Below are 14,772 nucleotides of genomic sequence, written 5' to 3' on the forward strand. Positions count from 1 at the left end.
TAGGCACATGGGAATTTACAGCAAGCCCGGTTCCAACAGTGACTCATAAAGCAGTTCACGAGTTTGTCAGCGGAACTCCAGGCAAAGAACTTCCACAAGAAGTGAAAACCTTGCTTCCAGCAGATCAAACAGACTTGAAGGACGGCAGCCAAGTAACTCCAACTCAACCAAGTCAAACGGAAGTGAAGACAACAGAAGGCACATGGAGCTTCAAGTCCTACGACAAGACATCGGAAACAATTAATGGATCAGATGTTAAGTTTGTAGGCACATGGGAATTTACAGCAAGCCCGGTTCCAACAGTGACTCATAAAGCAGTTCACGAGTTTGTCAGCGGAACTTCAGGCAAAGAACTTCCACAAGAAGTGAAAACCTTGCTTCCAGCAGACCAAACAGACTTGAAGGACGGCAGCCAAGTAACTCCAACTCAACCAAGTCAAACAGAAGTTAAGACAGCAGAAGGCACATGGAGCTTCAAGTCTTATGACAAGACATCTGAAATCATCAATGGAGCAGACGCACACTTCGTAGGCACCTGGGAATTCACTCCGGCGCCAACTTACAAGGCAACACATGAATTTGTAAGCGGAACGCCAGGAAAAGAACTTCCGCAAGAAGTGAAAACCTTGCTTCCGGCAGACCAAACAAACTTGAAAGATGGAAGTCAAGCAACACCAACGCAACCAAGTCAAACAGAGGTTAAGACTGCAGAAGGCACATGGAGCTTTAAGTCCTATGACAAAGCATCAGAAACCATCAATGGAGCGGATGCCCACTTCGTCGGTACTTGGGAATTTACCCCGGCACCAAATAAAAATTCTGGAAATAATAGCCAACCAGAAGAAGGAAGTAGTCAAACTAAGGCCTTGTTACCAAACACAGGCTCTGCAGTATCTGGTCTTCTTTCAATCATCGGTCTTGCCTTTGCAAGCCTAGCAGTTTTTGTCCTTCGCAAGAAAGACTAAGTCACTCTTAGTAAATGAGAGATTAACTGCTTAATTTCGTAGTATAAGAAGAGAGAACGAGAAATCGTTCTCTCTTTTTCTTGCATTTTATATCGAGATGTGATATAGTTTATATAACGAGGTGCGATATATCAAACTAAATAGGAGGTGTGATTAAATGGAATTAACAGATAAGATCAGGCGTGTTTACCTTCCCATGACTGAAACAGGTTTTTATATCTTGTTTTGTTTACAGAAGGAGAACCATGGATATGGTATCACACAAAAGGTCAAGGAAATGACAGATTCGCAAGTTTCGATTAGTCCTGGAACTATGTATGGGACCTTGTCAAAGATGGAAAAGGATGGCTTGATTTCCTTTGTCCGAGAAGAGGAAAAACGTAAAATCTATCAGATCACAGACTTGGGACGAAAAGTTTTAGATATTGAATTGAAACGTATTGAACGGCTCTACAGAAATAGTCGGGAGGAAGGATGATGGAAAAGAAAATTGTTTACCGAATTTTTACAATTGCGGATTATGAGAGTGAGGCTCTATACTTTAGAGAAATGCATGCTGAGGGCTGGAAACTTAGGAAAGTAAGCTATTCTATCTTATTGTTTGTAGTCAAGTATACCTTTGAAAAGTGTCAGCCTGAGCAGGTGTCTTATCAGTTGGATTTTTACCCGATGGAAAAATCAGAGAGATCCTCCTATTTACAACTATTTAAAGATTGTGGTTGGGAGCATATTACAGACTTTAATAGTTTTTCCTATTTTAGAAAAGCACATTCTGAAATTGAATCGGATGCAGAGTTTGAAATTTATAACGATGCTACTGGGAAGTTAGCTATGGTTAATCGCATTTTAAGACTGCGATTAGTACCTGTTTTACTTTTGCTAGCCATACATATACCATTCTTACTTAAATTGCTCAATAGAAGTAATGCGTATGGTCTATGGAGTTTTCTTGCGGTCGGGCTAGATGTTTTCTGGTCTTTAATCCTTTTGTTAATAGTTGCCTATATTAGCTGGAAGTTATGGCATAAAAAGAAGGAATTATCAGATTTATGATAGGCTAGGTATGCTCAAAATTGGAGGGGAAGTCATGATCAATAAAAAGCAATTTCGGATTTTTACAATAGTTGATTCGGACAAGGAAGAAGAATATTTACATGAGATGCACTTGAAAGGTTGGAGATATAGAACTAACCGTTTTGGTTTTTTCTATTTTGACCAATGTCAATCGGACGATGTTATCTACCGTATCCATGATTCTAGATTTCTTAAAAAGTATAAGCATGAACTACAAGATTTTAGAAATAGCGGTTGGGAATTGATAGAAACAGGTTTTTGTTCAATTCTTCGTAAACCAACTTCTGATATCCTTTCAGAGGAGAAAGTCTATATGAGTAAGGGTCTCAGATGGGAAGTTATGCGGTCTAGACTTCGTTCCTGTATAGCCACTTTTTCAGGTGGTCTTGTTGTTTGCATGAGTTTGTATCGAGAAAACTTGTCTCGGTCTTTCTTTATTATTTTCTTTTTATACGCTTGCTTAATTTCTTATCTAATCTATGGTTTTTTCAGACTTAAAAAGAAATACCAAGTAGATGAGAAGTAAGTTTCTAGGTCTTCAGACTGATTTTTAGCACTCTTGGCAAAAGAGTGCTAATTTTTTGAGTTTTTGTCTTGACATTCTCTTCTAAGGGTGTATAATAGAATCATGAGTTAGCACTTGGATGTGTCGAGTGCTAATCGATTGGACAGAGAGGAGTGATGAGATGGTTACAGAGCGTCAGCAGGATATTTTAAATCTGATTATTGACATCTTTACCAAAACGCACGAACCTGTCGGATCCAAGGCGCTTCAAGAGTCTATTAACTCTAGTAGTGCTACCATTCGTAATGACATGGCGGCTCTAGAGAAGCAGGGTTTGCTTGAGAAGGCTCATACCTCAAGCGGTCGGATGCCAAGTGTTGCCGGTTTTCAGTACTATGTGAAACACTCGCTGGCTTTTGACCGACTGGCTGAAAATGAGGTATACGAGATTGTCAAAGCCTTTGATCAGGAGTTCTTCAAATTGGAGGATATTCTGCAAGAAGCTGCTAATCTACTGACAGACCTGAGTGACTGCACGGTAGTAGCACTGGATGTTGAACCGAGCAAGCAACGGTTAACAGCCTTTGATATCGTTGTTTTGGGGCAACATACAGCTTTGGCAGTATTTACCCTAGACGAGTCCCGAACAGTTACCAGTCAATTTCTGATTCCAAGGAACTTCTTGCAGGAAGATTTGCTGAAACTGAAGATCATCATTCAAGAACGTTTCCTCGGTCATACAGTTTTAGATATTCACTACAAGATTCGGACAGAGATTCCGCAGATTATCCAGCGTTACTTCACAACTACGGACAATGTCATGGATCTCTTTGAACACATTTTTAAAGAAATGTTCAACGAAAATATTGTGGTGTCGGGAAAAGTCAATCTCTTGAATTTTGCCAATCTAGCAGCCTATCAGTTCTTTGATCATCCACAAAAGGTGGCTCTGGAGATTCGTGAAGGTCTGCATGAAGATCAAATGCAAAATGTCCGTGTTGCAGACAGTCAGGAATCCTGTCTAGCTGATTTGGCGGTGATTAGCAGTAAGTTCCTCATTCCTTATCGGGGTTTTGGAATTCTAGCGATTATCGGTCCGGTCAATCTGGATTACCAGCAATTGGTCAACCAAGTCAATGTGGTCAATCGTGTTTTGACAATGAAGTTGACATATTTTTACCGCTATCTCAGCAGTAATCATTACGAAGTAAATTAATTTTGAAATCATTAAAGGAGGCGAAAATGGCCCAAGATAAGAAAAATGAAGAAATAAAAGAAGAGGAAGTTGTGGAAACAACAGAAGAAACAACCCCTGAGAAGTCTGAGTTGGAATTGGCAAATGAACGTGCGGATGAGTTCGAAAACAAATACCTTCGCGCTCATGCAGAAATGCAAAATATTCAACGCCGTGCCAATGAAGAACGTCAAAACTTGCAACGTTATCGTAGCCAAGATCTGGCAAAAGCAATCTTACCATCGCTTGACAACTTAGAACGTGCACTAGCAGTTGAAGGTTTGACAGACGATGTCAAAAAAGGATTGGAGATGGTGCAAGAGAGCTTGAATCACGCTTTGAAAGAAGAAGGAATCGAAGAAATCACAGCTGACGGCGAATTTGACCATAACTATCACATGGCCATCCAAACTCTCCCAGCAGACGATGAACACCCAGCAGATACCATCGCTCAAGTCTTCCAAAAAGGCTACAAACTCCATGACCGCATTCTACGCCCAGCCATGGTGGTAGTCTATAACTAGGCAATAGAGCTTAAAAATTTTGTCCGAAATGACAATAAACTATGAAGAAAGATAAAAAATTATTCAGCTTTGCAATAGTGAGCGAAGCGAACCATTGGCGATACTCTTCGCCGTGGCGTTATTTGCGCAAACTTTGAGACCTTAGGCTCAAAGTTTAGTCAAAGAGATTGATAAAGTCAAGCTCTGACGGCGCCGCCACCTAAGAAGAGTATCAAAAAGAAAAATAGAATATAAAATTTAAGGAGAAAAACACATGTCTAAAATTATCGGTATTGACTTAGGTACAACAAACTCAGCAGTTGCAGTTCTTGAAGGAACTGAAAGCAAAATCATCGCAAACCCAGAAGGAAACCGTACAACTCCATCTGTAGTATCATTCAAAAACGGAGAAATCATCGTTGGTGATGCCGCAAAACGTCAAGCAGTTACAAACCCAGATACAGTTATCTCTATCAAATCTAAGATGGGAACTTCAGAAAAAGTTTCTGCTAACGGAAAAGAATATACTCCACAAGAAATCTCAGCTATGATCCTTCAATACTTGAAAGGTTACGCTGAAGAATACCTTGGTGAAAAAGTAACCAAAGCAGTTATCACAGTCCCAGCTTATTTCAACGATGCTCAACGTCAAGCAACTAAAGACGCTGGTAAAATCGCTGGTCTTGAAGTAGAACGTATCGTCAACGAACCAACAGCAGCGGCCCTTGCTTACGGTTTGGACAAGACTGACAAAGAAGAAAAAATCTTGGTATTCGACCTTGGTGGTGGTACATTCGACGTATCTATCCTTGAATTGGGTGACGGTGTCTTCGATGTATTGTCAACTGCAGGGGACAACAAACTCGGTGGTGACGACTTTGACCAAAAAATCATCGACCACTTGGTAGCAGAATTCAAGAAAGAAAACGGTATTGACTTGTCTACTGACAAGATGGCAATGCAACGTTTGAAAGATGCAGCTGAAAAAGCTAAGAAAGATCTTTCTGGTGTAACTTCAACACAAATCAGCTTGCCATTCATCACTGCTGGTGAAGCTGGACCTCTTCACTTGGAAATGACCTTGACTCGTGCGAAATTTGATGATTTGACTCGTGACCTTGTTGAACGTACAAAAGTTCCAGTGCGTCAAGCTCTTTCAGATGCAGGTTTGAGCTTGTCAGAAATCGACGAAGTGATCCTTGTTGGTGGTTCAACTCGTATCCCTGCTGTTGTTGAAGCTGTTAAGGCTGAAACTGGTAAAGAACCAAACAAATCAGTAAACCCTGATGAAGTTGTCGCTATGGGTGCTGCGATCCAAGGTGGTGTGATCACTGGTGATGTTAAAGACGTTGTCCTTCTTGACGTAACTCCATTGTCACTTGGTATCGAAACAATGGGTGGTGTCTTCACAAAACTTATCGACCGCAACACTACTATTCCAACATCTAAATCACAAGTCTTCTCAACTGCAGCGGACAACCAACCAGCCGTTGATATCCACGTTCTTCAAGGTGAACGCCCAATGGCAGCAGATAACAAGACTCTTGGACGTTTCCAATTGACAGATATCCCAGCTGCACCTCGTGGAATTCCTCAAATCGAAGTAACATTTGACATTGACAAGAACGGTATCGTATCTGTTAAGGCTAAAGATCTTGGAACTCAAAAAGAACAAACAATTGTTATCCAATCTAACTCAGGTTTGACAGATGAAGAAATCGACCGCATGATGAAAGATGCAGAAGCTAACGCTGAAGCAGATAAGAAACGTAAAGAAGAAGTAGACCTTCGTAACGAAGTAGACCAAGCAATCTTTGCGACTGAAAAGACAATCAAGGAAACTGAAGGAAAAGGCTTCGATGCAGAACGTGATTCTGCCCAAGCTGCTCTTGATGACCTTAAGAAAGCGCAAGAAGACAACAACTTGGACGAAATGAAAGCAAAACTCGAAGCATTGAACGAAAAAGCTCAAGGACTTGCTGTTAAACTCTACGAACAAGCCGCAGCAGCACAACAAGCTCAAGCAGGAGCAGAAGGCGCACAAGCAACAGGAAACGCAGGCGATGACGTCGTAGACGGAGAGTTTACGGAAAAATAAGATGCAAAGCCCGTAAAAACCTCACAGTGAAAATAGGAAATCTGACGCAGAAACTTTAGTTTCTAGGAAGATTTGTCTTTTTCACCAAGAGGTTAGGGCGTGCTCGATTTAGCATTACTAGTTTGATTTTTAAAACTTGAACGTCGTAATGATAAGAAGAAATCCAGAGGTTGCAACCCAGCCTCTGTTTTTCGGTAAGAAAGAAATTGGAATGCAAATTTCCGGTTCTTTCTTACACTAAGTTAGAAAGGAATTGAACCCGACCTAAATCGTGGTTTCGTTCCGTAATATTAACAGAAAGGAATAAGGGTGTTCGTAATTGAACTCGAGCGGAAAGCTTGGAAATTAGATAAACCTCCTAAGAAATCAGGATTTCTTGTCGGTTTCCTAAATTTCAGTCGCTTTCTGTTCGCTCTTAGTATCTTGTATGAACAATACTGAATTTTATGATCGTCTGGGGGTGTCAAAAAACGCTTCGGCAGACGAGATCAAAAAGGCTTATCGTAAGCTTTCCAAAAAATACCACCCAGATATTAACAAGGAGCCTGGCGCTGAGGAAAAATACAAGGAAGTTCAAGAAGCCTATGAGACTTTAAGTGACGACCAAAAACGTGCAGCCTACGACCAGTATGGTGCTGCAGGTGCCAACGGTGGCTTTGGTGGTGCTGGCGGTTTTGGTGGCTTTGACGGAGCAGGTGGATTCGGTGGTTTTGAAGATATCTTCTCAAGTTTTTTCGGGGGGGGTGGAGCTTCACGCAATCCAAACGCTCCTCGTCAAGGGGATGACCTCCAGTACCGTGTGAACTTGACCTTTGAAGAAGCTATCTTCGGAACAGAAAAAGAAGTTAAGTACAACCGTGAAGCCAGCTGTCGTACATGTAATGGATCTGGTGCTAAGCCAGGGACAAGTCCAGTCACTTGTGGACGCTGTCATGGTGCTGGTGTTATTAACGTTGATACGCAGACTCCTCTTGGTATGATGCGCCGTCAAGTAACTTGTGATGTCTGTCATGGTCGCGGAAAAGAAATTAAAGATCCATGTACAACTTGTCACGGAACAGGTCATGAAAAACAAGCTCATAGCGTACATGTGAAGATCCCTGCTGGTGTGGAAACAGGCCAACAAATCCGCCTAGCTGGTCAAGGTGAAGCAGGCTTTAACGGTGGACCTTATGGTGACTTGTATGTAGTAGTTTCTGTGGAAGCTAGCGATAAGTTTGAACGTGAAGGAACAACTATTTTCTACAAGTTAAATCTTAATATTGTCCAAGCTACTCTTGGAGATACTGTGGAAATTCCAACCGTGCATGGAGATGTTGAATTGGTTATCCCAGAAGGAACTCAGACTGGCAAGAAATTCCGTCTGCGTGGCAAGGGAGCACCGAGCCTTCGTGGCGGTGCCGTTGGTGACCAATACGTTACTGTCAATGTCGTGACTCCGACAGGTTTGAACGACCGCCAAAAAGCAGCGCTTAAAGAGTTCGCAGCTGCAGGTGACTTGAAAGTCAATCCAAAGAAAAAAGGCTTCTTTGACCATATAAAAGATGCCTTTGAAGGAGAATAAAGTAAAAAGAGCCGGCGGGCTCTTTTTAAAGCGTAAACAAGCTATATCCCATCAACTATACACCACAATTGAGACAACTCATTCACCATTTCATAACTAATACTCTTCGAGAATCTCTTCAAACCGCGTCAACGTCGCCTTGCCGTACTCCAGTATAGTCTGCGGCTAGTTTCCTAGTTTGCTCTTTGATTTTCATTGAGTATAAATCAAATACTTTCCCAGACTTTTCGCTGTAATGAAAACACCTGAAACCGATTGATTTCAGGTGTCCGGACACTTTGAGGCCTAGGCTCAAAGTTTAGGTATGGAGCTTCGAAGAAGGTCGCTACTGTTCGTCATTACTTAAGGAAAGTCTTAAAAAATCTATAAACTAAAAAGAGCCATCGGGCTCTTTTTACTTATCCTCATGCTCCTGTGTTTCTTTTATCACAGCTAGTCTAGTCTGGAAATCTTTTTCCAAGACTTTGAACTTGTAGGTCAAATCTTTTTGGTATTCCTTGATAAGGGCTTTTTGTTGGTCGATGATTTGTAGGCTGTTTTGGATGATATCCAAATCAGCCTTGATAGCTTCGACGCGGTCAGTTGTATCTAGAACTTCATCCTGAATGGCTTGGCGATTTTTCACGACAAAATAACTTCCAGCTGCAGCTCCTGCAAATAGCAATAGATTGGATAGTTTCATGGCATCTCCTTAAGCGTTTTTAATGGTTTCAGCGACTTGGGCAAGTTTGTCAAAGTCAGGTTCGTGGGCGATAAAGTCAATCTTGAGGTCATCTTCTGCACCGTAGCGAGGTACGAGATGCACATGGGTATGAAAGACTGTTTGACCAGCAACTTCCTCACAGTTGGCGATGATGTTCATACCAGCAGCCTTGGTAGCTTTCATGACTTTTTGAGCCACTGTTGGTACCTGGGCAAAGAGTTGGCTGGCGCTGGCAGCATCCATTTCTAAAAGATTGCGATAGTGCTCTTTGGGTACAATGAGGGTGTGTCCAGGCGTTACTTGAGAGATATCAAGGAAGGCAAGAATCTGCTCATCCTCGTATACTTTGGAAGCAGGAATCTCCCCTGCGATGATCTTACAAAAAATGCAATCTGACATAAAATCCACCTCTACTGTATTGAATTTTGATATAATATAGCTACATTATACCAGATTCGGAGAAAATATGTTAGAAATTAAAAACCTGACAGGAGGCTATGTTCACGTTCCTGTCTTGAAAGATGTGTCCTTTACAGTTGAAAGTGGGCAGTTGGTCGGTTTGATTGGGCTCAACGGTGCTGGAAAATCAACGACTATCAATGAGATTATCGGTCTTTTGACGCCTTACAGTGGGGAAATCAAGATTAATGGTTTGACCCTGCGAGAAGATGCAACCAACTATCGCAAGCAGATTGGCTATATCCCTGAGACCCCTAGCTTGTATGAAGAACTGACCCTCAGAGAGCATATCGAGACGGTTGCCATGGCCTATGGTATTGAGCAAAAAGTGGCTTTTGAGCGAGTAGAATCTTTGTTAAAAATGTTCCGTTTGGACCAAAAATTAGACTGGTTCCCAGTGCATTTTTCCAAAGGGATGAAGCAGAAGGTCATGATTATCTGTGCATTTGTGGTAGATCCGAGTCTTTTCATCGTTGATGAGCCTTTTCTTGGGCTCGATCCGCTGGCGATTGCCGACTTGATTCAGCTTTTGGAAGTAGAAAAGCAAAAAGGCAAGTCCATTCTCATGAGTACCCATGTTCTGGACTCGGCAGAAAAGATGTGTGATGCCTTTGTCATCCTCCACAAGGGGGAGGTGCGAGCTCAGGGGAACCTCCAGCAACTCCGCGAAGCCTTTGACATGCCTCAAGCGAGTTTGAATGATATTTACTTGGCTCTGACCAAAGAGGAGGACCGATGAAAGACTTGTTTTTAAAGCGAAAGCAGGCTTTTCGTAAGGAGTGTGTCGGTTATCTGCGCTATGTTCTCAATGACCACTTTGTCTTGTTCCTGCTAGTTCTTATCGGTTTTCTAGCTTACCAGTACAGTCAACTCCTGCAACATTTTCCTGAAAACCACTGGCCTATCCTCTTGTTTTTGGGGATTGTATCTGCCTTGCTTATGGCTTGGGGAGGAATCGCGACCTACATGGAAGGACCTGACAAGCTCTTTCTCTTAGTCGGTGAAGAGGAGGTTAAGTCCCACCTCAAAGGGCAGACAGTGCGCTCGCTAGTTTTTTGGCTCTTTGTCCAAACCCTTTTCTTGCTTTTATTTGCGCCCTTATTTTTAGCCATGGGTTATGGCTTGCCAGTTTTTCTCATCTATGTGCTTTTACTGGGAGCTGGGAAATATCTCCTCTTTCGCCAAAAAGCTAGTAAATTTTTTACTGATACTGGTCTCGACTGGGACTTTGTCATTGCCCAAGAAAGCAAGCGCAAGCAGGTCTTGCTTCGTTTCTTTGCTCTCTTTACTCAGGTCAAGGGCGTTTCCAATAGTGTCAAACGTCGCGCTTATCTGGATTTTATCCTTAAAGTAGTTCAGAAAGTGCCGAGCAAGATTTGGCAAAATCTCTATCTTCGTTCTTACTTGCGAAATGGAGACCTCTTTGCCCTCAGTCTCCGCCTCCTCTTCCTATCCTTGTTAGCTCTAGTCTTTATCGAGCAAGCTTGGATTGCGACAGCAGTGGTGGTTCTATTTAATTACCTCTTGCTCTTTCAGTTACTGGCCCTCTATCATGCCTTTGATTACCAATACTTGACCCAGCTCTTTCCGCTAGAAAAAGGGGAGAAAGAAAAGGGATTGAAACAGATTGTGCTTGGTGTGGGAAGTGCAGTTCTTTTGCTGGAATTACTAGTCGGAGCAGTGGTTTTTCAAGAAAAAATAGCCTTGTTGGCTCTTGTAGGAGCTAGTCTTTTCCTACAATTGTTTTATTTGCCTTACCAACTAAAAAGATTGGTTGACGAATAGACCAAAAACTAGTAGAATAGTAAGGAAACTTTATACGGAGGAAAGAAATGGACTTGGGTGATAATGAGCTAACGCTAACCCCTATCCCTGGGAAGAGTGGCAAAGCTTATATGGGAAGCTACCCTGATGGGAAGCGCGTCTTTGTAAAAATGAACACCTCTCCAATCCTACCTGGCCTAGCCAGAGAACAAATCGCTCCTCAATTACTATGGACTCGTCGTTTGCCAGATGGCCGTGATATGTGTGCTCAGGAATGGCTGACGGGCAAAATCTTGACCCCTTACGATATGAATCGCAAGCAGATTATCAATATCTTGAACCGCCTTCACCGCTCGCGTCCCTTGATGAAGCAGTTGAGCCGTTTGGGCTATACCATGGAAACACCAGTTGATTTGCTACGTTCTTGGCAGCAAGGAGTTCCAGAAATCTTGAAGCAGAACCACTATTTGAACAGTGTGATTGCTGAGCTAGGTAAGACGGTTCCAGGTTTTAGGGAAGACCATGCAACGATTGTGCATGGGGATCTTCGTCATAGTAATTGGATTGAAACAGAGAGTGGACTCGTTTATCTAGTGGATTGGGACTCGGTTCGTCTGACGGATCGTATGTTTGATGTAGCGCATTTGCTATGCCACTACATTCCGGATCATCAGTGGCGCCAATGGTTGAGAGACTACGGCTATAAGTACAATCAGACAGTGTTAGATAAATTGTATTGGTATGGTCAGTATTCTTACTTGAACCAGATTGCCAAATACTGTGAAAATCAAGATTTAGACAATGTAAACCGGGAGATTTATGCCTTGCGTGTCTTCCGTGATAAGTATGGAAAGAAGAGATGAGAGTTAGAAATCGTAAAGGGGCGACAGAATTACTAGAGGCAAATCCTCAGTATGTAGTCCTCAATCCGTTAGAAGCAAAAGGGAAATGGCGAGACTTGTTTGGAAATGATCATCCTATTCATGTTGAAGTTGGAAGTGGGAAAGGGGCCTTCGTATCCGGAATGGCCAAGCAAAATCCTGACATCAACTACATCGGGATTGATATCCAAAAGTCGGTATTGAGTTATGCCTTGGATAAGGTATTAGAAGTTGGAGTGCCCAACATCAAGTTGCTGTGGGTAGATGGTTCAGATCTGACCGACTACTTTGAAGACGGTGAGATTGATCGTCTCTACCTAAACTTTTCAGATCCCTGGCCTAAAAAACGCCATGAAAAACGTCGTTTGACTTACAAGAGTTTCTTGGATACCTTCAAGCGCATCTTGCCTGAGAATGGGGAAATCCATTTCAAGACAGATAACCGTGGCTTGTTTGAGTACAGCTTGGTAAGCTTTTCTCAGTATGGGATGAAAATCAATGGTGTTTGGCTAGACTTGCATGCCAGTGATTTTGAAGGCAATGTCATGACGGAATATGAGCAAAAATTCTCCAGCAAAGGTCAAGTGATCTACCGAGTTGAGGCAGAATTTTAAGAAATAGCTTGAAAACCAGCAGTTTGAGTGCTAATGCTTTACATAAATTGACAAACGTGCTATACTGATAGTAAGAATATGAGAAAGAGAGGCGGGGAAATATCTTCGCCTCTTGCTTATGAGGAGGTGGACGCAATCGCAACAATCGTAGAATTAGTCAGAGAAGTTGTAGAACCTGTCATCCAAGCGCCTTTCGAGCTCGTGGATATCGAGTATGGAAAGATTGGCAGTGACATGATTCTCAGTATTTTTGTAGATAAACCCGAAGGAATTACCTTGAACGACACGGCAGACCTGACAGAAATCATCAGTCCTGTCCTAGACACTATCAAGCCCGATCCCTTCCCAGAACAATATTTCCTAGAAATCACCAGTCCAGGCTTGGAACGTCCTTTGAAAACCAAGGATGCTGTCGCTGGAGCAGTTGGGAAATACATCCATGTCGGGCTCTACCAAGCCATTGATAAGCAAAAAGTCTTTGAAGGAACCTTGGTATCCTTTGAAGAGGATGAGTTGACTATGGAGTATATGGACAAGACACGTAAGAAAACCGTCCAAATTCCATACAGTTTAGTATCAAAAGCACGTTTAGCAGTAAAACTATAGAAAAGAAAGGATAGCTTTTGAGGATTCAAAAGTAAAAAGAACATGAGTAAAGAAATGCTAGAGGCCTTCCGCATTTTGGAAGAAGACAAGGGAATCAAAAAAGAAGACATCATCGACGCAGTAGTAGAGTCGCTTCGTTCCGCTTATCGCAGACGCTATGGTCAATCTGACAGCGTAGCCATCGACTTCAATGAAAAAACAGGTGATTTTACTGTCTATACTGTCCGTGAAGTGGTTGATGAAGTATTTGATAGCCGTTTGGAAATCAGCTTGAAAGATGCTCTTGCCATTAATTCAGCCTATGAACTTGGTGACAAAATCAAGTTCGAAGAAGCACCAGCTGAGTTTGGTCGTGTAGCAGCCCAGTCTGCTAAACAAACCATCATGGAAAAAATGCGCAAGCAAACACGTGCCATCACTTACAATACTTACAAAGAACATGAACAAGAAATCATGTCTGGTACAGTAGAACGATTTGACAACCGTTTCATTTATGTTAACCTTGGTAGCATCGAAGCCCAATTATCAAAACAAGACCAAATCCCTGGAGAAGTCTTTGCTTCCCACGACCGTATCGAAGTCTACGTTTACAAGGTTGAAGACAACCCTCGTGGTGTCAACGTATTTGTTAGCCGTAGCCATCCAGAAATGATCAAACGCTTGATGGAGCAAGAAATTCCAGAAGTCTACGATGGAACTGTTGAAATCATGAGCGTAGCCCGCGAAGCTGGTGACCGTACGAAAGTTGCTGTTCGTAGCCACAATCCTAACGTGGACGCTATCGGGACAATCGTTGGACGTGGTGGTGCCAATATCAAGAAAATCACCAGCAAATTCCACCCAGCTCGTTACGATGCCAAGAGTGATCGCATGATTCCTGTTGAAGAAAACATCGACGTTATCGAGTGGGTAGCAGATCCAGCTGAGTTTATCTACAATGCTATCGCACCTGCAGAGGTTGACCAAGTTATCTTTGATGAAAATGACAGCAAACGTGCCTTGGTCGTTGTGCCTGATAACAAGCTTTCTCTTGCCATCGGTCGTCGTGGACAAAACGTTCGCTTGGCAGCTCATTTGACAGGTTACCGTATCGATATCAAGTCTGCCAGTGAATTTGAAGCTATGGAAGAAGCAGGTCAAGTGGATTACGCAGCTGCGGACGAATTGATCGAAGAATAAAAGCTGCTAGAGGAGGGAAAGATGAAAACAAGAAAAATCCCTTTGCGCAAGTCTGTTGTATCCAATGAAGTGATTGATAAGCGTGATTTGCTCCGCATTGTCAAGAACAAAGAAGGGCAAGTCTTTATCGATCCGACAGGCAAGGCCAATGGCCGAGGCGCTTATATCAAGCTAGACAATGCAGAAGCCCTAGAGGCCAAAAAGAAGAGAGTCTTTAACCGCAGCTTTAACATGGAAGTGGAAGAAAGCTTTTATGACGAGTTGATCGCCTATGTGGATCACAAAGTGAAAAGAAGAGAGTTAGGACTTGAATAAGCAAAAGATAAGCAATCTCTTGGGACTTGCTCAACGAGCAGGCCGGATCATATCAGGTGAGGAATTGGTGGTTAAAGCTATCCAAGACCAGAAAGCCAAGCTAGTCTTTCTAGCTCATGATGCTGGTCCCAATCTGACCAAGAAGATTCAAGATAAAAGTGACTATTATCAAGTAGAAGTTATAACCGTGTTTTCAACACTGGAATTAAGCATAGCAGTCGGAAAATCGAGAAAGGTTTTGGCTGTGACAGATGCTGGATTTACAAAGAAAATGAGGTCTCTTATGGAATAGAAGAGGAGGACATGAT

The 14,772-nt window shown here is 42.4% G+C and carries 18 protein-coding genes; 16 read left to right on the plus strand and 2 right to left on the minus strand.

Annotation, left to right across the window (positions count from 1 at the left end):
• The 8 genes from Q4443_RS09910 to dnaJ form a co-directional block, all read left to right on the plus strand.
• Positions 1–965 (plus strand): SHIRT domain-containing protein (locus Q4443_RS09910; RefSeq protein ID WP_303408334.1); only part of this gene is annotated, 965 nt, incomplete at its 5' end.
• Between the two features lie 157 nt (positions 966–1,122).
• Entirely contained in the window at positions 1,123–1,443 is a 321-nt protein-coding gene (locus Q4443_RS09915; protein ID WP_000423979.1) for a PadR family transcriptional regulator, read from the plus strand.
• Entirely contained in the window at positions 1,443–2,018 is a 576-nt protein-coding gene (locus Q4443_RS09920; RefSeq protein WP_000412261.1) for a DUF2812 domain-containing protein, read from the plus strand. The genes Q4443_RS09915 and Q4443_RS09920 overlap by 1 nt, the downstream gene beginning before the upstream one ends.
• 34 nt (positions 2,019–2,052) lie before the next feature.
• Complete coding sequence (locus Q4443_RS09925) at positions 2,053–2,565, plus strand: DUF2812 domain-containing protein (protein WP_303408335.1); 513 nt, start codon at positions 2,053–2,055, stop codon at positions 2,563–2,565.
• Between the two features lie 160 nt (positions 2,566–2,725).
• Entirely contained in the window at positions 2,726–3,760 is a 1,035-nt protein-coding gene (gene hrcA, locus Q4443_RS09930; RefSeq protein WP_303408336.1) for a heat-inducible transcriptional repressor HrcA, read from the plus strand.
• A 26-nt stretch (positions 3,761–3,786) separates the two neighbouring features.
• Positions 3,787–4,302 carry a nucleotide exchange factor GrpE gene (gene grpE, locus Q4443_RS09935; RefSeq protein ID WP_303408337.1) on the plus strand — a complete coding sequence of 172 codons (516 nt, stop codon included), beginning with the start codon at positions 3,787–3,789 and terminating at the stop codon, positions 4,300–4,302.
• A gap of 253 nt (positions 4,303–4,555) precedes the next feature.
• Positions 4,556–6,379, plus strand: a complete 1,824-nt coding sequence (gene dnaK, locus Q4443_RS09940) for a molecular chaperone DnaK (protein WP_217971050.1) — start codon at positions 4,556–4,558, stop codon at positions 6,377–6,379.
• A gap of 427 nt (positions 6,380–6,806) precedes the next feature.
• Entirely contained in the window at positions 6,807–7,943 is a 1,137-nt protein-coding gene (gene dnaJ / locus Q4443_RS09945) for a molecular chaperone DnaJ (protein WP_001066315.1), read from the plus strand.
• Positions 7,944–8,337: 394 nt separating this feature from the next.
• Here the strand turns inward: dnaJ and Q4443_RS09950 are convergent, their stop codons facing one another.
• Positions 8,338–8,625, minus strand: a complete 288-nt coding sequence (locus Q4443_RS09950) for a hypothetical protein (RefSeq protein WP_303408338.1) — start codon at positions 8,623–8,625, stop codon at positions 8,338–8,340.
• A gap of 9 nt (positions 8,626–8,634) precedes the next feature.
• Entirely contained in the window at positions 8,635–9,045 is a 411-nt protein-coding gene (locus tag Q4443_RS09955) for an HIT family protein (protein WP_303408339.1), read from the minus strand.
• 67 nt (positions 9,046–9,112) lie between these two features.
• On the opposite strand from Q4443_RS09955, the gene Q4443_RS09960 reads away from it, so the two are divergent.
• The 8 genes from Q4443_RS09960 to Q4443_RS09995 all read left to right on the plus strand — a co-directional run bounded on the left by Q4443_RS09960 (position 9,113) and on the right by Q4443_RS09995 (position 14,756).
• Complete coding sequence (locus tag Q4443_RS09960) at positions 9,113–9,844, plus strand: ABC transporter ATP-binding protein (protein ID WP_303408340.1); 732 nt, start codon at positions 9,113–9,115, stop codon at positions 9,842–9,844.
• Positions 9,841–10,890 carry an ABC transporter permease gene (locus tag Q4443_RS09965; RefSeq protein WP_303408341.1) on the plus strand — a complete coding sequence of 350 codons (1,050 nt, stop codon included), beginning with the start codon at positions 9,841–9,843 and terminating at the stop codon, positions 10,888–10,890. The genes Q4443_RS09960 and Q4443_RS09965 overlap by 4 nt, the downstream gene beginning before the upstream one ends.
• 47 nt (positions 10,891–10,937) lie before the next feature.
• Complete coding sequence (gene ccrZ, locus Q4443_RS09970) at positions 10,938–11,732, plus strand: cell cycle regulator CcrZ (protein WP_000363019.1); 795 nt, start codon at positions 10,938–10,940, stop codon at positions 11,730–11,732.
• Positions 11,729–12,364: a tRNA (guanosine(46)-N7)-methyltransferase TrmB gene (gene trmB / locus Q4443_RS09975; RefSeq protein WP_084872275.1), complete on the plus strand. Its 636-nt coding sequence runs from the start codon at positions 11,729–11,731 to the stop codon at positions 12,362–12,364. Before ccrZ ends, trmB begins: the two co-directional genes overlap by 4 nt.
• A 126-nt stretch (positions 12,365–12,490) precedes the next feature.
• Complete coding sequence (gene rimP / locus Q4443_RS09980; protein WP_000338695.1) at positions 12,491–12,970, plus strand: ribosome maturation factor RimP; 480 nt, start codon at positions 12,491–12,493, stop codon at positions 12,968–12,970.
• 42 nt (positions 12,971–13,012) lie between these two features.
• A complete protein-coding gene (gene nusA / locus Q4443_RS09985; RefSeq protein WP_000032277.1) occupies positions 13,013–14,149 on the plus strand; it encodes a transcription termination factor NusA in 1,137 nt (378 codons plus the stop codon).
• Positions 14,150–14,170: 21 nt separating this feature from the next.
• Positions 14,171–14,464 carry an RNase P modulator RnpM gene (rnpM, locus tag Q4443_RS09990; protein WP_000857564.1) on the plus strand — a complete coding sequence of 98 codons (294 nt, stop codon included), beginning with the start codon at positions 14,171–14,173 and terminating at the stop codon, positions 14,462–14,464.
• On the plus strand, positions 14,457–14,756 hold the full coding sequence (locus Q4443_RS09995) for a YlxQ-related RNA-binding protein (protein WP_001041396.1): 300 nt from the start codon (positions 14,457–14,459) through the stop codon (positions 14,754–14,756). The genes rnpM and Q4443_RS09995 overlap by 8 nt, the downstream gene beginning before the upstream one ends.
• Positions 14,757–14,772: the final 16 nt, after the last annotated feature.

The sequence above is a fragment of the Streptococcus sp. GP0011 genome, from assembly GCF_030546305.1.
Taxonomy (GTDB): domain Bacteria; phylum Bacillota; class Bacilli; order Lactobacillales; family Streptococcaceae; genus Streptococcus.